Genomic DNA, 18,287 nt, shown 5'->3' on the forward strand with positions numbered 1-18,287 from the left:
GCCATACCTGTGCCATACGGGTGTCGTCATGAGATCGCGCTGGACTCCGCCGGGTCCAGCGCGATCTTTTTGTGTGCGCGGCCGGCGTCGATGCCCATGGCTTCCCTGGTGTCCGCCTGCCCGTCTTGCGCCACTGGAAACCGGGCGTCCGGTCGGCTCCGGACCGGGCTCGTGCGGACGCTCTCGTCTCTGTGAGGGGTCGCGCACCCTGGCCCCGTGAAGGGTGGATGAGGGCGGGGCGGGGGCTCCTCGGGGCGCCCCTGCCGAGGGGTGCAATTGCACATATTAAATTCGCCAGTTGTAGGAAGGGTGTAAAGCCACACCTTCTGAAAACTGATTCGGTGACACCCGTCACATGGCATGAGTCTTGCCAAGTACGAGCCTGCCACTGCGGTGGAGCGGAAGGCCAAGCCATTGGTCACGTGGCGGGAGGACTTTCGTCCTGTGCCCATGTGGGGTCGCGCCGGTCTCCGGAGCCCATTCCGGCGCTGCCGGGCGGCGTCGAAGCGGATGCGGGGGTGTGACGGGCCGGCGCCTGTGGGCGGTCGGACAGCCTCGCGAGGGTCGTATCCGACGGCTCGACGGCCTCGTGCGGGGCTCCGGGGCCCGTCCAGGGCTTCTGCCGCCCTTCGGGCTGCTCTGCCGCCCGTCCGGGCTGCGTGGAGGCGGCCGGGGGCTCCACCGGCTGTTCCGGCGGCCCGGGGGTCATCGCGGGCTCCATGGCCCGTCCCGGCAGCGTGAGGGCGTTCGCGGGCCCCACGGCCCGTTCCGACGGCCCGGGGCGCTTCACGGGCCGTGCGGTCTGTTCCAGGGCTTCGGGGGCCGCCACGGGTTCCGCCGTTCGTTCCGGCGGTCCGGAGGCCGCCAGAGGCTCCATGGCGAGCCGCAGTAACCGTGCGCAGACCGCGCAGTGCCGAGTGAGGTGGCGATAGGCCGAAGCCGCCGCCAGGTGGGCGCGCAGCAGGGCGTGGATCTCGTGCCGCGGCGTCCGCCTGCGAAGCGGTGCCGGGGCCGGGGCAGGGCCCGGGACTTGGGCCGGCACGACGAGGGCCCCGACCGGCTCGCGGGCGCCGGACCGGTCCGGCTGCAAGCCCTCGCCCGTGGATACCGCCATCCGCGCCACCTCCCGGTGGATGCGCGCCGCCCCGACCGGGAAAACCAGGGGCGGCCCTTGGTTTCTGAGTACTCGTCGGCGGACACCGGAGTCAAGACGCACGAAAGCCCGGATCCAGGGGATCCGGGCTTTCGTTACTGCGGTCCTGACGGGATTTGAACCCGCGGCCTCCACCTTGACAGGGTGGCGAGCACTCCAAACTGCTCCACAGGACCAGGTTTTCGCGGCTGCCTTGCGGCTGGCTGCGAAGACAGACTGTACAGGAGGTCAGAGGGTGCGGTCGACCTCACTCCTGGTGGTGGAGCCGTTACGCGCCCACCACCAGGCGCTCTACGGGGCGGCGGCGTCGATCGCCTTGACGATCCGCTTGTCGGAGACGGGGAACGCGGTGCCCAGGGCGTGCGCGAAATAGCTGACCCGCAGCTCCTCGATCATCCAGCGGATGTCCAGGACCTCCTGCGGAACGGGCCTGCCCTGCGGCAGTTGCTCCAGCAGCCAGGCGTACTCGTCCTGCATCTCGTGGACCTTCTCCATGCGCGTGGTGTCGCGCTGGACGTTCGTCGGCATCTGCTGGAGCCGGCGGTCCTCTGCGACCAGGTAGCGCATCAGATCGGGCAGCCTGCGCAGCCCGGTCAGGGTGACGAACCCGGGCGGTACGAGACGGGCGAGGTGATCCCGTACATCCGTGACGTTGTTGATCAGGACCAGGCTGTTGGTGGACTTCAGCCGGCGCTCGCAGGCCTGCCAGGCCGCCAGGATCTGCTGGACCTGGCCGATCGTGCGGACGGTCAGGTCCACCAGGTCGGCGCGCACCTTGTCGTACAGCTTCCGGAACGACGCCTCGTCCCAGGCCGGACCGCCGTGCGCGGCGATCAGCCGGTCGGCGGCCGCCGTCGCGCAGTCGTCGAAGAGGGCCTGGATGGAGCCGTGCGGGTTACGGGACAGAGCGAGCTTCTGCTGGTTGGTGAGCTTGTCCGAGGCGAACTTCGCCGGGTTCACCGGGATGTTCAGCAGGATCAGCTTCCGGGTGCCGCGCCACATCGCCTGCTGCTGCTCGGCCTCGGTGTCGAAGAGCCGTACGGCCACGGTCTCGCCTTGGTCGACCAGGGCAGGGAAGGCCTTCACCGGCTGCCCGGCCCTCCGCGTCTCGAAGACCCGGTCCAGCGTGCCGATCGTCCAGTCCGTGAGCTTCGAGCGCTCGATGGACTCCCCGGACGGCCCCGCGGTCGCCGCGGCGGCCTGGGAGAGGGCCTGACGGGCCTTGGGGCGCAGCTGGACCCGCAGCGCCTCCAGGTCCTTGTCCTCGGCGACCTTGCGGCGCCGCTCGTCGACAACCCGGAAGGTGATCTTCAGGTGGTCCGGGACCCGGCTCAGGTCGAAGTCGTCCGCGGTGACCGGCACGCCGACCATCCGCTGGAGCTCCCGGGCCAGCGTCACCGGCAGCGGCTCCTGCAGCGGTACGGCCCGGTCCAGGAACTTGTCCGCGTAGTTCGGTGCGGGGACGTAGTGCCGGCGGATGGGCTTGGGCAGGGAACGGATCAGCTCGGTGACCACTTCCTCGCGCAGGCCCGGGATCTGCCAGTCGAAGCCCTCGGACGTGACCTGGTTGAGCACCTGGAGCGGGATGTGGACGGTCACGCCGTCGGCGTCCGCACCGGGCTCGAACTGGTACGTCACCCGGAACTTGAGCTTCCCCTGCCGCCAGGAGTCCGGGTAGTCGTCCTTGGTGACGGCCCCGGCCTTCTCGTTGATGAGCATGGAGCGCTCGAAGTCCAGCGCGTCCGGCTCGTCCTTGCGCTTGTGCTTCCACCACGAGTCGAAGTGCGCGCCCGAGACGACGTGTTCGGGGATCCGCTGGTCGTAGAAGTCGAAGAGCGTCTCGTCGTCCACGAGGATGTCGCGGCGTCGGGCACGGTGCTCCAACTCCTCGACTTCGCCGAGGAGTTTGCGGTTGTCGTGGAAGAACTGGTGGTGCGTGCGCCAGTCACCCTCGACCAGGGCGTTGCGGATGAAGAGATCCCGCGAGGCCTCCTGGTCGATCCGGCCGAAATTGACCTTGCGCTGGGCCACGATCGGTACGCCGTACAGCGTGACCCGCTCGTACGCCATCACCGCCGCCTGGTCCTTCTCCCAGTGCGGCTCGCTGTAGGTGCGCTTCAGCAGATGGCCGGCCAGCGGCTCGATCCACTCCGGCTCGACCCGGGCGTTGACCCGCGCCCACAGCCGGGACGTCTCCACCAGCTCGGCCGACATCACGAACCGCGGCTGCTTCTTGAAGAGCGCCGACCCCGGGAAGATCGCGAACTTGGCGCTGCGGGCGCCCAGGTACTCGTTCTTCTCGGTGTCCTTCAGCCCGATGTGCGACAGCAGACCGGCCAGCAGCGAGGTGTGCACCGACTGCTCCGGGGCGTCGTCCTCATTGAGCTCGATCCCCATCTGCTTGGCGACCGTACGCAACTGCGCGTAGATGTCCTGCCATTCGCGGATGCGCAGGAAGTTCAGGTACTCCTGCTTGCACATCCGGCGGAAGCTCGAGGAGCCGCGCTCCTTCTGCTGCTCGCGGATGTAGCGCCACAGATTCAGGAACGCCAGGAAGTCGGACGTCTCGTCCTTGAACCGGGCGTGCTGCTGATCGGCCTGCGTCTGCTTCTCGGACGGCCGCTCGCGCGGGTCCTGGATGGAGAGCGCGGAGGCGATGACCATGACCTCGCGGACACAGCCGTTGCGGTCGGCCTCGATGACCATGCGGGCCAGCCGCGGGTCCACCGGCAGCTGCGAGAGCTGGCGGCCCAGCGGGGTCAGCCGCTTCTTCGGATCCTTCTCCTCCGGATCCAGCGCGCCCAGCTCCTGGAGGAGCTGTACGCCGTCGCGGATGTTGCGGTGGTCCGGCGGGTCGATGAAGGGGAACTTCTCGATGTCGCCGAGGCCGGCCGCGGTCATCTGGAGGATGACGGAGGCCAGGTTCGTCCGGAGGATCTCCGGATCCGTGAACTCCGGACGGGTCAGGAAGTCGTCCTCGGAGTACAGCCGGATGCAGATGCCGTCCGACGTACGGCCGCAGCGGCCCTTGCGCTGGTTGGCGCTGGCCTGCGAGATCCGCTCGATCGGCAGCCGCTGGACCTTCGTGCGGTGGCTGTAGCGGGAGATACGGGCGTTGCCCGGGTCGATCACGTACTTGATGCCGGGGACGGTCAGCGAGGTCTCGGCGACGTTGGTCGCCAGCACGATCCTGCGCCCGGTGTGGCGCTGGAACACACGGTGCTGCTCGGCGTGCGACAGGCGCGCGTAGAGGGGGAGCACCTCGGTATGTCTGAGATTGCGTTTGCCCAGCGCGTCCGCGGTGTCGCGGATCTCCCGCTCTCCGGAGAGGAACACCAGGACGTCGCCGGGCCCCTCCGACTGGAGCTCGTCGACGGCGTCGCAGATCGCGGTGATCTGGTCGCGGTCGGAGTCCTCGCTGTCCTCTTCGAGCAGAGGGCGATACCGCACGTCCACCGGATACGTACGCCCGCTGACCTCGACGATCGGCGCCTCGCCGAAGTGGCGCGCGAACCGCTCGGGGTCGATGGTCGCCGAGGTGATGACGACCTTCAGATCCGGGCGCTTGGGAAGCAGCCGGGCCAGATATCCGAGCAGGAAGTCGATGTTCAGCGACCGCTCGTGGGCCTCGTCGATGATGATCGTGTCGTAGGCGAGCAGCTCGCGGTCCGTCTGGATCTCGGCGAGCAGGATGCCGTCCGTCATCAGCTTGACGAAGGTCGCGTCCTGGTTGACCTGGTCGGTGAAGCGGACCTTCCAGCCGACCGCCTCGCCCAGCGGCGTGTTCAGCTCCTCGGCGATCCGCTCGGCCACCGTGCGGGCCGCGATCCGGCGCGGCTGGGTGTGCCCGATCATGCCGCGGACGCCGCGGCCCAGCTCCATGCAGATCTTGGGGATCTGAGTGGTCTTGCCGGAGCCGGTCTCACCGGCGACGATCACGACCTGGTGGTCGCGTATCGCCTCCAGGATCTCGTCCTTCTTCTGGCTGACCGGCAGCTGTTCGGGATACGAGAGGGCAGGCATCCGCCCGGCCCGCAGCGCGAGCCGCCCGGCTGACTTCGTGGCCTGGGCCGCGATCTCGTCCAGCACGGCCTGCTGGGCCTCGGGCTTGCGAATGCGGCGCGCGCCTTCGAGGCGGCGGCCGAGCCGGTGCGCGTCGCGGAGCGAGAGCTGCCCGAGCTGGGACTGGAGATCGGCAAAGGAAGTAGACATACGGATCCCAGGATCTCACCCGGGCCCGAGGAACGGCGAACGTATTTCGCGCGGCCTCCGTCACCGCGCCCGTACGGTCGGGGACGGCGCGATCACAGCACGTACCATTCCGGACAGCTGATCCCTGCTGAACTCTCCGCTGTTCCCTCTGCCGGAAGGCCCTCTGCCGTGTCCCGTTCGTCGTGGTGCTGCCTGGTGGCGGCCCTCGCGGTCGTCCTGGGGCTGTTCTGCGGACCGTCGACGGCCTCGGCGTCGACGGCCTCGCCGGGTCCGTCCGTGGCGGTGTCCATGAACGCCGTGTCCATGAACGCCGTGTCCATGAGCACCGGGCAGGGAGACGGCCTTCCGGGCTGTGGCAGGAAGGGCAAGCACGACGGCACCGAGCCGGCCGTTCCCGGGCGGGCCCGCGCGGCCCACGACCAGGCGCCGGGCCTCGCCGAAGGGGGCCTGCCCCCGGCCACCGGCCCCGGGCCGGTCCTGCGGACCGCGCCGCTGACGCTGCGCGGACCCGACGCGGCCGCGCCGACCCCGGTGGAACTCTCGGTACTGAGGGTGTAGACGGCCCGCCCCCTTCCCTGCCGTCCCTCCTCATTCCTCCCGCATCACCAGCCCGGAGTTCCGCATGCCCACATCCATGCCCAAGCCGTCCCCGAAGCCGTCGTCCCGGACATCCCGCAAGAAGCCGCTGGTCTACGGCGCCGGGGTCGTCGTCGCCGCCGCGCTGTTGGGTTACGTGTCCTACCGGGCGACCGCCCCCGATTCCCCCGACGCCCGTTCCTCGTCCTCGGTGGTGGCGGGCGTCACCGCGGACCCGGACGAGGGCGTCTACCCGGAACTGGCGAAGCTCGCCCGGCGTGACGCCGGCGACAAGCTGGCACTGGGCCGGGCGGACGCGCCCGTCGTCCTCATCGAGTACGCCGACTTCAAGTGCGGCTACTGCGGAAAGTTCGCCCGGGACACCGAACCCGCCCTCGTGAAGAAGTACGTCGACAACGGCACCCTGCGCATCGAGTGGCGCAACTTCCCGATCTTCGGCGCCGAGTCCGAGGCCGCAGCGCGCGCCTCCTGGGCCGCCGGGCAGCAGGGCCGTTTCTGGGAGTTCCACCGTGCCGCGTACTCCGAAGGAGCCAAGGAGAAGGGATTCGGCAAGGACCGGCTGAAGGCCCTCGGCCGCCAGGCCGGGGTGCCCGACCTCGACCGCTTCGTCCGCGACACGGACGGCTCGGCGGCCGCGGCAGCGGTGAGCAAGGACCAGGAGCAGGGGTACGGGATCGGCGCGACGTCCACCCCGTCGTTCCTGATCAACGGCCGCCCGATCGCCGGGGCGCAGCCGGCGGAGACGTTCACCCGGGCCATCGAGCAGGCGGCTGACCGGGCGAAGAACCTGGGCAGCGCCGGCCAGGACACGGGGGGCGCGGAAGACGCCAAGGGCACCGCCTCCCCCGACAAGGGCTCCGCGAAGTGACATCGGACATCGGCTACTTCGCCGCGTTCCTCGGCGGGCTGCTGGCCCTGCTCAGCCCGTGCAGCGCCCTGCTGCTCCCCGCCTTCTTCGCGTACTCCATCGACTCCGCCTCCCGGCTGCTCGCCAGGACCGGGATCTTCTACGCGGGCCTGGCCACCACCCTCGTCCCGCTCGGGGCCGCGGGCTCGTACGCCGGACGGCTCTTCTACAGCCACCGCGACGCCCTCGTCCTCGGCGCGGGCTGGCTGATCATCGGGCTGGGCGTCGCGCAGATCGTCGGTCTGGGCTTCGCCTCGCGCAGGATCTCCGCACTCAGCGGCCGGATCCGCCCCACCACCGCGCTGTCCGTCTACGCGCTCGGTGCCGTCTACGGCCTGGCGGGCTTCTGCGCGGGACCGATCCTCGGCAGCGTCCTCACCGTCGCGGCCGTCAGCGGCAGCCCGGCGTACGGAGGGCTGCTGCTTGCCGTCTACGCGCTGGGCATGGCGGTGCCGCTCTTCCTGCTCGCGCTGCTCTGGGAGCGGTTCGAGCTGGGCCGGAGGGCTTGGCTGCGGGGTCGTGTCCTGCGCCTCGGCCGCTTCGAACTGCACACCACGACGCTGCTGTCGGGGCTCTTCTTCATCGGTCTCGGCGCGCTGTTCCTCGCGTACGACGGAACGACGGCGTTGCCCGGTCTCCTGAACGTGGACCAGTCGTTCGCCGTGGAGCAGTGGGCCCGGGGCATCGGTGAGCATGTGCCGGACGCGGTACTGCTGGTCGCGGTGGTGGCCGTGGTGCTGTTGGTGCTCGCGGCGCGGTCCGGGCGGGGCCGGGGCGGGGACGGCCCCGACGGCACCGAAGGAACCGACGGCTCCGACGGCTCCGACAGGGCGAACACTGCGGACCGGGAGGGCGTCTGACACAACGAAGGCCCCGTCCACCGGACGGGGCCTTCAGGTGGTGGCTGGGGCCGGGATCGAACCGGCGACCTATCGCTTTTCAGGCGATCGCTCGTACCAACTGAGCTACCCAGCCACGCAGCTCATAAGGGCTGCAGCGGTCCTGACGGGATTTGAACCCGCGGCCTCCACCTTGACAGGGTGGCGAGCACTCCAAACTGCTCCACAGGACCAAGCTTTGTGCGACTAAGTGTCGCACAGGTTGTGCGTGCCCCCAACGGGATTCGAACCCGTGCTACCGCCTTGAAAGGGCGGCGTCCTGGGCCACTAGACGATGAGGGCAGAACTGCTGGTACAGCTTGCTTCTGCGTCTGTCGCCCGAAGGGAAAGTGAGAAGCCGGTGACTCCGCTTCCCCTCGAGAGGTTCGGCTTCTCCTTCAACCTATGAGGTTTCAGAACGGTCGAGCCCTGACCGGCGCCCTTGGGCACGTCGGAGACTGTACACGTGCGTTTCGGTGTCAGCCAAACCGAATAGGGGAGGGCGTCGCGTCGGGCCGGCTCTCCTTGGGCAGATGGCGGCTGACCTCGGCGGTAGTCAGGCCGAGGCCGCCCAGGGTGATCTCGTCCCAGGCCTGCAGACGGCGGGTGGAGCGGTCCAGGTAGAGCACCGACGCGAGCACCTGCTCCGGCTTCTCGTTCTGTACGGCACGCAGCCCTCCGCCACCCGTGGACCCCTCGACCATCAGCCGGGTGCCGCGCTTCATGAGCTCGTTCTGCCGGTGGTGCACATGGCCGGCCAGGACGAGGGGGACCGCTCCGTCCGTCTGCCGGGCCGCCTCCGGCTCATGGGCGACGGCGATGTCCGCCGGGGTGCCCGCACGCCGTTGGCCGTGCAGCGCGGCGGCGAGCCGCAGGCCCGCCGCCTGCTCGGCACCCTCGGCCTGCTCCGGACCCGTGCGGTCCGGGGTGAACTGCGGGTCCCCGATGCCCGCCACCCGCAGACCGCCGACGTTCACCGCCCGGCCCTCGTCCAGCACGTGCACGTTCCTGAAACGCTTGTTCCCCTCCAGATACTTCTGCGTCACCGCCGAGTCGTGGTTGCCGCGGACCCAGACGTAGGGCGCGCCCAGATCGCTGATCGGGTCGAGGAAGCTGTTCTCCACGGCTGCCCCGTGATCCATCGTGTCGCCGGAGTCGATGATCACGTCGATGTCGTACTGCTCGACGAGTGAGCCGATGATGCGCCACGCCGCGGGGTTGAGGTGGATGTCGGAGACGTGCAGGACGCGGAGGGTCGCGGGGTCCGGGCTGTACACGGGGAGCGTCGATGTGGCGTCGTACAGCTTGGTGACGTTGGTGACCAGCCGGGCGAGTTCCTGCTGGTAGATGTCGAAGTCGGTGACGATCGAGCGGGCGTCACCGACGACCGAGGGAGCACTGGAGAGCAGCCCGGAGAACTTCGGCTCCAGGACCGACTCGGGGTTCCAGGTGGCGTACGCCCCGACGCCCGAGGCGGCCAGCAGCGTGAGCGCGAGCCCCCCGGCGGCCAGGGCGCGCCGGGGCCTTCGGTAGACGGCGAGGCCGAGCGCGGTGGCGCCGGAGACGACCGCGACGCAGGAGCGCACGGCGAGCTCGCGGGCACCTGCGCTCACGTCGCCGCCGACCTCGTCCTCCAGGCCGGCGAGCCGTTCGGGGTGCTGGACCAGGGCCTCGGAGCGGACCGGGTCCAGGCGGTCGACGTCGACGTCGAGCCGGACCGGGGCGTGGTGCGAGTCCAGTTCGAGGGCGCCGAGCGGTGACACGTTGATCTTGGTGCCGCCGCTGAGAGAGGGCCGCAGGGTCATGGTCGTGTCCATCGGGCCCACGGGCGTACGGACACTGCCGACGGCCAGCAGCCCCAGCCAGGCGCCGAACAGCACGACGGCGACGAGGCCGAGCGCGCGGGCGAACGGACGCGGCGAGCCGGCGAGCATGCCGCTGTTGCGGGGGCGACGGCCGGGCCCCCGGCCGGAGCGTGGGCGTGGGCGGAGTCGGACGAGGTGCCGGACGCGGGCTGCTGCGGCACGGAACGGGTCGCGGGCCATTGGGCGCGTATGCCCCGGCCGGAAGGCGGATATGCGCTTACGGCACACCCGGGCGCTTCCGGCGCCCGTACGTGACAATGACGGGGTGCTGGAGATGACGCGGGAAGCGTTCGAGGAACTGGTCGGCGAGGCGCTGGACCGGATTCCGCCGGAGCTCACCCGGCTGATGGACAACGTCGCGGTGTTCGTCGAGGAGGAGCCGGAATCCGACGATCCGGAACTGCTCGGGCTCTACGAGGGCACGCCGCTGACCGAGCGCGGCGAGTGGTACGCCGGTGTGCTGCCGGACCGGATCACCATCTACCGGGGACCGACGCTGCGGATGTGCGAGTCGCGCGAGGACGTCGTCGCCGAGACGGAGATCACGGTCGTGCACGAGATCGCCCACCACTTCGGCATCGACGACGAGAGGCTGCACGCGCTCGGTTACGGGTGAGGGTGTGAGGCCGAAGGTGCCGGTCACGGGTGGTGGTGCGAGGTCGAAGGCGCCAGGTCACGGGTGACGGAGGGGGCCGGACGCGTTCGGGTCGGGTGAGATGCGGCACATCGCGAGGTGTGAACGAGGTGTGCGGGCCTGCCCGGGGGCGTGTCCCCGGCGGGGCGGCGGGAGTTGGGCACAGCGCTCCCGGCTCGTTTCCGTGATGCCCCGTCCTTCTTCGCGCCCCCGGAGGTGCCCCCGTGCGCCAGTTGCCCGTCCCCGTCCGCTGGGCGGCCGTCACTGCGGTGACGATCGCAGCGTCCACCGGCTGTATGAGCATCGGCTCCGACGGCGGGAAACCGGCGCCCTCCCGCTCCGCCGTACCCAAGGGATCGGTGGCCGAACCGGACGGATCCACGGTGGCCGGTACTGGTCAGGCCCGTACGGGGGGCGGCGCCGGGGCGCACTCCGAGCGCGAGGGCGCCCGGTCCGCCGATCCGAGCGCCTCCGTCGCCCCCTCCGGCAGCCCCGGCACCGAATCCGACCGGTCCGGCCCGGCAAAGGGCGGCCGTCCGCCGACGCAGCTGCCTTCCGCGCCGGGCCCCGGGGTCCCCGAGCAGCCTGAGTCGCCGGCTCCGTCCGACCCGGGACCCGGCACCCCCGAGACCCCGCGGCCGCCGGACCCGCCGGAGCCCGAGCCGGAGCCCTCCGAACCGGCGCCGCCGGTGCCCTCGGCCTCGCCTGCCGCTCAGTTCCGTAATGGCGCGGCGGGTGCGCCGGACGCCTTCTACGCGATGCGGACTCCGGAGGCATCACCGCAGGTGGGACCGGCTTGACGGGTCGGCCGGAAGGGGGCGGTTTGCGCAATGTGGGTGAGAGTGCGTATGGTGGTAGATCGTTTGATCCCATTGCCCGGCGCCGACACAGAAGAGCGCCGTGTGGCGCGTACTCTCCCTTGCCGTGGCTGGACCGCATTGAGGCGGTCGAAATTGCGAAAACACGGAGTTACGGGCGCGTGCCGAGACTCCGAGAGGTTTCGCATTTCGCATGTCAATTTCCAGTTCTGACCACACCGTCATGCCCGAGAACGTCGAGAACGACGTCGAGAGCGCCGAGCTCATCGAGGCCGCAGAGGCCGTCGTCGCCGAGGTCGCAGAGGCCGTCGAGACCGACGCCCCCCAGGCCGAGCAGGCCGAGCAGGCCGAGCAGGCCGACACCGACTCCGCCGCCGACGAGGCGGACGCCGAGCCGACCATCACGTTCGCCGAGCTGGGCCTGCCCGAGGGCATCGTCCGCAAGCTCGCGCAGAACGGTGTGACCGCGCCCTTCCCGATCCAGGCGGCGACCATCCCGGACGCCCTGGCCGGCAAGGACATCCTGGGCCGCGGCCGTACCGGCTCCGGCAAGACCCTCTCCTTCGGTCTGCCGACCCTGACCGCGCTGGCCGGTGGGCACACCGAGAAGAAGAAGCCCCGCGCGATCATCCTCACCCCGACCCGTGAGCTCGCGATGCAGGTCGCGGACGCACTGCAGCCCTACGGCGACGTGCTCGGCCTGAAGATGAAGGTCGTCTGCGGCGGTACGTCGATGGGCAACCAGATCTACGCGCTGGAGCGCGGTGTCGACGTCCTCGTCGCCACCCCGGGCCGGCTGCGCGACATCATCAACCGGGGCGCCTGCTCCCTGGAGAACGTCCAGGTCGCCGTCCTCGACGAGGCCGACCAGATGTCCGACCTGGGCTTCCTGCCCGAGGTCACCGAGCTGCTCGACCAGATCCCCGGCGGCGGCCAGCGCATGCTCTTCTCCGCCACCATGGAGAACGAGATCGGCACCCTGGTCAAGCGCTACCTGAGCAACCCGGTCACCCACGAGGTCGACTCCGCCCAGGGCAACGTCTCGACCATGTCGCACCACGTCCTCGTCGTGAAGCCGAAGGACAAGGCGCCGGTCACCTCCGCCATCGCCGCCCGCAAGGGCCGCACGATCATCTTCGTCCGCACCCAGCTGGGCGCCGACCGCATCGCCGAGCAGCTCATCGAGGCCGGCGTCAAGGCGGACGCACTGCACGGCGGCATGACGCAGGGCGCCCGTACCCGCGTTCTCGAGGACTTCAAGAAGGGCTACGTCAACGCGCTCGTCGCGACCGACGTCGCCGCCCGCGGTATCCACGTCGACGGCATCGACCTGGTCCTGAACGTGGACCCGGCCGGTGACCACAAGGACTACCTGCACCGCTCGGGCCGTACCGCCCGTGCCGGCAAGTCCGGTGTCGTCGTCTCGCTGGCGCTGCCGCACCAGCGCCGCCAGATCTTCCGCCTGATGGAGGACGCGGGCGTCGACGCGTCGCGTCACATCGTCCAGGGCGCGGGCGTCTTCGAGCCGGAGGTCGCCGAGATCACCGGCGCCCGTTCGCTCACCGAGGTCCAGGCCGACTCCGCGAACAACGCCGCCAAGCAGGCCGAGCGCGAGGCCGCCGACCTGACCAAGCAGCTGGAGCGCATCCAGCGCCGTGCCGTGGAGCTGCGCGAGGAGGCCGACCGCCTGGTCGCCCGCGCCGCACGCGAGCGGGGCGACGACCCCGAGGCAGCGGTGGCCGAGGTCGCAGCCGAGGCGGAGGCCGCACTGCTGGCCGCCACCTCCGTGCCGGAGCAGCCCGCAGCGCGCGAAGAGCGTCGCGACGACCGCGGCAACTACGAGCGCCGGGACAACCGCGGTGGCGACCGTGGCGGTTACCGCGGCGGCAACGACCGCGGCAGCGACCGTGTCGGCGAGCGCAGCGGCCGTCCGGCCGGCAGCAACGGCTACCGCGGCAGCAGTGACCGTCCGTCGTTCCGCGGCAGCAACGACCGTCGTGAGGACCGTCCCGTCGGTGGCGGTTTCCGCTCCGGTGGCGGCGACCGTCGTGACGACCGTGGCGGCCGCTCCTTCGAGCGCCGCGACAACGACCGCCCGGCGTTCAACCGCGACCGTCGTGACGAGCGTCCCTCGGGCGGTTTCCGCTCCGGTGGCGGCGACCGTCGTGACGACCGTGGCGGCCGCTCCTTCGAGCGTCGCGACAACGACCGTCCGTCGGGCGGCTTCAACCGCGACAACGACCGCCCGGCGTTCAACCGCGACCGTCGTGACGAGCGCCCGTCCGGTGGCTTCCGCTCCGGTGGCGGCGACCGTCCGTTCAACCGCGACCGTCGTGACGACCGCCCGGCGGGCGGCTTCCGCTCCGGCGGCGCCGGCGACCGCCCCACCGGTCGTCGTGACGACCACCGCTCCACGGGAACCGGCACGAGCACCGGCTCCTTCGGCCGTCGTGACGACAAGCCGCGCTGGAAGCGCAACGGCTGATCGTCCGATCGCCTGACTGCTGAACAGGGCCCGCACATCACCTCGGTGATGTGCGGGCCCTGTTTTATTGAACGGGTTCGAATTTCTCTGTCGGTGCCTGTGCGGCTGCTGTTAAAGTCAGCCGACTTGCACGGGGAGTTGGGGCCGGGGGGCTTTCACACTTCGCACAGACCCGCGGCATGAGCTGCCGCGTCCTCCTCGTGTTCGATCCATCGCCCGGGAGGGGACTGCTTTGACAGCATTTGTTCGTGGCCGTGTCGCACTGGTGGGGTCCGTGGTGGGAGCGACCGTCCTCGCGACGACCGTCGTACCGGCCGAGGCCGCCCCCACCGCGGCTCCAGCCATCGTGGCGACCGCCGGTACCTACGGCCTCGACTTCGCCGGTGGGCGGCTGAACACCGTGGAGCGGAGCCCCAGCGGTGACCGGGTGGTGTACGAGCGTCAGGTGTCGGCCGACAGCGTGACCGTGGGGGAGCGGGAGAGCCGCGGGTACACGGGCCCCTACGCCAACGGCGCTCACGTCAGGAGCGTGCCCTGCGACATGGGTGCCTGCGTGGAACTGGTCGGCGCGGGCAACGGGAGCTACGGCGTCGTGTTCGTCGACGGCGAAGGTGACGACGCCGGCCTGGAGAGCGTGCAGTACAGGACGTCGGGAACCTCGCACTTCGGGGGCACCCACTATCCGGCGGGTACCGCGAAGATCGTGGACCTGACCGGGCGCTCATGGGTCGTCAACGGCGGCTCGACCGCCGAACAGCAGGCAGGTGTGCACCCGAGCTACCGGTCCACCGCCGACCCCGTCGTCCGTAAGCCCACCGCTGCCTCTGTCTGGGGCACCACGCTCTGGGCGGCGACCTCCACCACCGGCGCGCTCTCCGCCACCGATCTGGGGCAGCGGAAGGTCGTGGAGACGGCCGCCACCGGTGCCCCCTGCGTCATCAAGGAGGTGCGCACGGTCGGACGCTGGATCTACTGGAACTGCGGGACGACCGGCGCGGCCGGGGTGTACGACCGTACGGCGAAGAAGTCGTTCACCGTGCCGTCCGGGCCCGCCCTCGTCGGTGACGGGTACCTCGTCCGGCACGACCGGACCGCCGGGAAGCTGCTGCTGACCGACTTCCACACGGGCAAGGCCGCCGCTCCCCGTGCGGTGGCCGACCTGCCCGCCGGGAAGACCGCCGACCAGCGACGGCTGACCTGGGCGGTGGACAAGTTCGGCGGGGACATCGCCTACGTGGATGCCGCCCAGTCCATCCACATCGTGCCCAGCGGTGTGCCCGCACAGCCCCTCACCAAGATGGCTTCCGATGTCGGTGAGGCCTACATGGACATCAAGGGCCTGAACGGCCCGGAGGCGTGGCTCAGCACCTGGCAGTTCAACAAGCCCGTCACCTGGACGTACACCGTCAAGGACTTGACCGGCCGTACCGTACGCACCCTCAAGGGCGGCTCCGGTACCGAGACGGGCGTCGAGTGGGACGGCCGGACGGACGCGGGGAAGTTCGCCGGTAGCAGCCGGCACACCTGGACCCTGCGGGCGTCCGCAGAGGACGGCTCGGGGACGTACACCACCAGCGGGTCCATCACGGTGAGCGGCGGCACGGCGGGCTTCCACGACCAGGGCTTTCTCAGCACCGGTGACCTGGTCACCCTCAACCCGTCCGGTGGGCTGACCGTTCAGTTCGGGCAGACATCGGGCAGCTTCTCGGGCAAGCAGACCGGTACTGGCTGGCCGGCCGGCACCCTCGCCGTCCCGTTCGCGGACACCGGCAGCGACCGGTGCGCCGAACTGCTCGTACGGATCCCGGGCGGCGAGCTGCGCCAGTACACCGGCCGCTGCGGCAACTCGGGTTACACACCGAAGAGCAGCCACACCACGATCGGCAAGGGCTGGCAGCAGTTCGACGTGCTGACCTCGCCCGGCGATCTGAACGGGGACGGCCGGGCCGACCTCCTGGCCCGGCAGACGACCACCGGCGACATGTACCTCTTCCCGGGGGCGGCCGGCGGGAAGTTCGCGCCGAAGGTCAGGATCTACACCAACTGGAAGACGTACGCCCAGATCACCGGCGTGGGCGACATCACCGGCGATGGCCGTGCCGACCTGCTCTGCCACGACCGCAAGGGCGGTCTGTGGCGCTACAACGGCCTGGGCAACGGCAGATTCGCGCCGCGTGTGCAGGTGTTCTCGGGCTGGGGGAGCTCGTACAACGCGATGGTGGGCGTCGGCGACCTGACCGGCGACGGCAAGAACGACATCGTCGTCCGCGACACGGCGGGCAAGCTCTACCGCAACAACGGCGACGGCAAGGGCTCGTTCGGGTCCCGTACGCAGATCGCCACCGGGTGGGGGCCGTACAAGGGGATCTTCTGAGGGGCTGACGGCCTACGCGGCCGGCAAGCGCGGCGCATGCCATGCCCCCGGCGAGGGAATCGCTGGGGGCATGACAATCAACTCCCGCGGCGCCCCGTCCGAGGAACCCGCTCCGACCGACGTAACCGACCCGGCAGACGCCCCCGTGGCCGAGGCCCCCGTGACCGAGGGCCTGTCCACTGGTCCGCTCGCCGGATCCGACGAGGCGAGACTGGCCGAACTCGGGTACACGCAGACGCTCGCCCGGCGTATGTCCGCCTTCTCCAACTACGCCGTCTCGTTCACGATCATCTCGGTGCTCTCCGGCTGTCTGACGTTGTATCTGTTCGGCATGAACACCGGCGGTCCCGCCGTCATCACGTGGGGCTGGGTCGGCGTCGGGCTCATGACGTTGTTCGTCGGGCTGGCGATGGCGGAGATCTGTTCGGCGTACCCGACCTCCGCCGGTCTCTACTTCTGGGCGCATCGACTGGCGCCGCCGCGCTCGGCGGCGGCCTGGGCCTGGTTCACGGGCTGGTTCAACGTCCTTGGCCAGGTCGCCGTGACCGCCGGGATCGACTTCGGGGCGGCGTCGTTCCTGGGCGCCTACCTGAACCTCCAGTTCGACTTCGAGGTCACGCCCGGCCGCACGATCCTCCTCTTCGCCGCGATCCTGCTGCTGCACGGCCTGCTGAACACCTTCGGCGTGCGCATCGTCGCGATCCTCAACAGCGTCAGCGTCTGGTGGCACGTGCTCGGTGTCGCCGTGATCGTCGGCGCGCTGACCTTCGTACCCGACTCGCACCAGTCGGCGTCGTTCGTCTTCACCGAGTTCGTGAACAACACCGGATGGGGCAGCGGCTTCTATGTGGTGATGATCGGGCTGTTGATGGCCCAGTACACCTTCACCGGCTACGACGCCTCCGCCCACATGACCGAGGAGACGCACGACGCCGCGACCGCCGGCCCGCGCGGCATCGTCCAGTCGATCTGGACCTCGTGGATCGCCGGTTTCGTGCTGCTGCTCGGCTTCACCTTCGCCATCCAGTCGTACGACGGAGCCCTGGCCTCCCCGACCGGTGCCCCGCCCGCCCAGATCCTCCTCGACGCCCTGGGCGCCACCACGGGCAAACTCCTGCTCCTGGTGGTGATCGGCGCCCAGCTCTTCTGCGGCATGGCCTCCGTGACCGCCAACAGCCGGATGATCTACGCGTTCTCCCGGGACGGCGCCCTGCCGTTCTCCCACGTCTGGCACACGGTCAGCCCCCGCACACGCACCCCCGTGGCGGCGGTCTGGCTGGCCGCCATCGGCGCGCTGGTCCTGGGCCTCCCGTACCTGATCAACGTCACGGCGTACGCGGCCGTCACCTCCATCGCGGTCATCGGTCTCTACATCGCGTACGTCATCCCGACCCTGCTCCGCCTCCTGCGCGGCGACGACTTCCGGCCCGGCCCCTGGCACCTCGGCCGCTGGTCCCGTCCGATCGGCATCGTCGCGGTGGTGTGGGTGGTGGTCATCACCGTGCTCTTCATGCTGCCCCAGGTCTCGCCCGTCACCTGGGAGACCTTCAACTACGCCCCGGTCGCCGTTCTGGTGGTCCTGGGTTTCGCCGCCGCCTGGTGGTTCGTCTCGGCCCGGCACTGGTTCCTCAATCCGGATCACAAACGCACGATCGCCCGCAAAACACCCCGCTGAACGGGGCTGCTGCCACGACGACGGGGCCCGGCAACCGATACCCGATCGGCGGCCGGGCCACGGCGGGCTATGCTCGGGGGTGATTCGCCGAGGGCCGTTAGCTCAATTGGTCAGAGCAGCGGACTTTTAATCCGTTGGTTGTGGGTTCGAGTCCCACACGGCCTACGCGAAGCAGGGCGGGGAAACCCATCTGACCTGCTACTCAGCGCCTCGATCGGTTTCGGCCGGTCGGGGCGCTTCGTCGTTCCCGGCTTCGTGCGTGAGCGATGGTCCGACCGCAGGGGCTACGGAGGGGGCTTACCGGAGCGGCGGCAGCTTCTGCGGCAGCCTGGTCGCCCGCGCCGTGCGATCGGTGGCCGACCGGTGTCGGCCAGGATGCGGCGGAGCGTCCCGGAGGCCGTCCGACAGAAGTCGAAGCAGGCCTTCGCGCCGGTGGGGTCCAGGGCGAACGCCGCGACGGTGCCTGCGCCCTCCAGCCCGCTGCGCTCGGCGGTCCGGAAGGCGTGCCGCGGTGCCCATACGTCGAAGGTGAGCAGGTCACCCGCGGCGGACAGGGTCACGCGCGACAGCTCGAACGGCACGGGCGCGTCCACGCGGCCCGGCGCGACCTTGACGTGTTCGCCGGCGCCCTACGGCTTCCGCCTATGACCTCATAGGGTCAACTCCGCCCCAGTGGCGTGAACTTCCTG

At 70.2% G+C, this 18,287-nt stretch carries 11 protein-coding genes, 5 tRNA genes and 1 pseudogene; 9 read left to right on the forward strand and 8 right to left on the reverse strand.

The features are described from left to right. Positions 1–418 precede the first annotated feature (418 nt). The 3 genes from SH922_RS20790 to hrpA all read right to left on the reverse strand — a co-directional run bounded on the left by SH922_RS20790 (position 419) and on the right by hrpA (position 5,365). Positions 419–1,114 carry a DUF6274 family protein gene (locus tag SH922_RS20790; RefSeq protein WP_393059405.1) on the reverse strand — a complete coding sequence of 232 codons (696 nt, stop codon included), beginning with the start codon at positions 1,112–1,114 and terminating at the stop codon, positions 419–421. A gap of 140 nt (positions 1,115–1,254) precedes the next feature. Further along, a tRNA-Asp gene (locus tag SH922_RS20795) sits at positions 1,255–1,329 on the reverse strand. Positions 1,330–1,444: 115 nt separating this feature from the next. Further along, on the reverse strand, positions 1,445–5,365 hold the full coding sequence (hrpA, locus tag SH922_RS20800) for an ATP-dependent RNA helicase HrpA (protein WP_393059406.1): 3,921 nt from the start codon (positions 5,363–5,365) through the stop codon (positions 1,445–1,447). Between the two features lie 168 nt (positions 5,366–5,533). Between hrpA and SH922_RS20805 the strand changes: the two genes are divergently transcribed. From SH922_RS20805 to SH922_RS20815, 3 genes are all read left to right on the forward strand, one after another. After that, positions 5,534–5,923, forward strand: coding sequence for a hypothetical protein (locus SH922_RS20805; protein WP_393059407.1), 390 nt, complete (start codon positions 5,534–5,536; stop codon positions 5,921–5,923). A 64-nt stretch (positions 5,924–5,987) separates the two neighbouring features. Next, a complete protein-coding gene (locus tag SH922_RS20810) occupies positions 5,988–6,830 on the forward strand; it encodes a DsbA family protein (RefSeq protein WP_393059408.1) in 843 nt (280 codons plus the stop codon). Then, positions 6,827–7,729, forward strand: coding sequence for a cytochrome c biogenesis CcdA family protein (locus tag SH922_RS20815; RefSeq protein ID WP_393059409.1), 903 nt, complete (start codon positions 6,827–6,829; stop codon positions 7,727–7,729). Before SH922_RS20810 ends, SH922_RS20815 begins: the two co-directional genes overlap by 4 nt. Positions 7,730–7,767: 38 nt before the next feature. On the opposite strand, the gene SH922_RS20820 is transcribed toward SH922_RS20815, so the two are convergent. The 4 genes from SH922_RS20820 to SH922_RS20835 form a co-directional block, all read right to left on the reverse strand. Continuing rightward, positions 7,768–7,844 (reverse strand) — tRNA-Phe (locus tag SH922_RS20820). A gap of 22 nt (positions 7,845–7,866) precedes the next feature. Beyond that, positions 7,867–7,941 (reverse strand) — tRNA-Asp (locus SH922_RS20825). A gap of 36 nt (positions 7,942–7,977) precedes the next feature. After that, a tRNA-Glu gene (locus tag SH922_RS20830) sits at positions 7,978–8,050 on the reverse strand. 176 nt (positions 8,051–8,226) lie between these two features. Further along, positions 8,227–9,792 (reverse strand): metallophosphoesterase, encoded by a 1,566-nt coding sequence (locus SH922_RS20835; protein WP_393059410.1) that lies wholly within the window; start codon positions 9,790–9,792, stop codon positions 8,227–8,229. An 85-nt stretch (positions 9,793–9,877) separates the two neighbouring features. Between SH922_RS20835 and SH922_RS20840 the strand changes: the two genes are divergently transcribed. The 6 genes from SH922_RS20840 to SH922_RS20865 all read left to right on the forward strand — a co-directional run bounded on the left by SH922_RS20840 (position 9,878) and on the right by SH922_RS20865 (position 17,763). Next, positions 9,878–10,228, forward strand: a complete 351-nt coding sequence (locus tag SH922_RS20840) for a metallopeptidase family protein (RefSeq protein ID WP_393059411.1) — start codon at positions 9,878–9,880, stop codon at positions 10,226–10,228. 242 nt (positions 10,229–10,470) lie between these two features. After that, positions 10,471–11,046, forward strand: a complete 576-nt coding sequence (locus SH922_RS20845; protein WP_393059412.1) for a hypothetical protein — start codon at positions 10,471–10,473, stop codon at positions 11,044–11,046. 241 nt (positions 11,047–11,287) lie between these two features. Then, positions 11,288–13,549 (forward strand): DEAD/DEAH box helicase, encoded by a 2,262-nt coding sequence (locus tag SH922_RS20850; RefSeq protein WP_393059413.1) that lies wholly within the window; start codon positions 11,288–11,290, stop codon positions 13,547–13,549. A gap of 232 nt (positions 13,550–13,781) precedes the next feature. After that, positions 13,782–15,923 (forward strand): FG-GAP repeat domain-containing protein, encoded by a 2,142-nt coding sequence (locus tag SH922_RS20855; protein WP_393059414.1) that lies wholly within the window; start codon positions 13,782–13,784, stop codon positions 15,921–15,923. Between the two features lie 70 nt (positions 15,924–15,993). Next, positions 15,994–17,598, forward strand: coding sequence for an amino acid permease (locus tag SH922_RS20860; protein ID WP_393059415.1), 1,605 nt, complete (start codon positions 15,994–15,996; stop codon positions 17,596–17,598). A 91-nt stretch (positions 17,599–17,689) separates the two neighbouring features. Beyond that, positions 17,690–17,763, forward strand: a tRNA-Lys gene (locus SH922_RS20865). Positions 17,764–18,029: 266 nt separating this feature from the next. Here SH922_RS20865 and SH922_RS20870 read toward each other — a convergent pair. Further along, positions 18,030–18,227, reverse strand: a pseudogene (locus tag SH922_RS20870) (FHA domain-containing protein); the annotation flags it as partial. Between the last annotated feature and the right edge of the window lie 60 nt (positions 18,228–18,287).

Origin of the sequence: Streptomyces sp. LN549 (assembly GCF_043203805.1) — a bacterium.
GTDB lineage: Bacteria > Actinomycetota > Actinomycetes > Streptomycetales > Streptomycetaceae > Streptomyces.

Excerpts from the sequence above, each read along its gene's own strand:
- SH922_RS20790 (WP_393059405.1), bottom strand. The coding sequence starts at position 1,114 with ATGGCGGTATCCACGGGCGAGGGCTTGCAGCCGGACCGGTCCGGCGCC.
- SH922_RS20835 (WP_393059410.1), bottom strand. The coding sequence starts at position 9,792 with ATGGCCCGCGACCCGTTCCGTGCCGCAGCAGCCCGCGTCCGGCACCTC.
- hrpA (WP_393059406.1), bottom strand. The coding sequence starts at position 5,365 with ATGTCTACTTCCTTTGCCGATCTCCAGTCCCAGCTCGGGCAGCTCTCG.
- SH922_RS20860 (WP_393059415.1), top strand. The coding sequence starts at position 15,994 with ATGACAATCAACTCCCGCGGCGCCCCGTCCGAGGAACCCGCTCCGACC.
- SH922_RS20850 (WP_393059413.1), top strand. The coding sequence starts at position 11,288 with ATGCCCGAGAACGTCGAGAACGACGTCGAGAGCGCCGAGCTCATCGAG.
- SH922_RS20810 (WP_393059408.1), top strand. The coding sequence starts at position 5,988 with ATGCCCACATCCATGCCCAAGCCGTCCCCGAAGCCGTCGTCCCGGACA.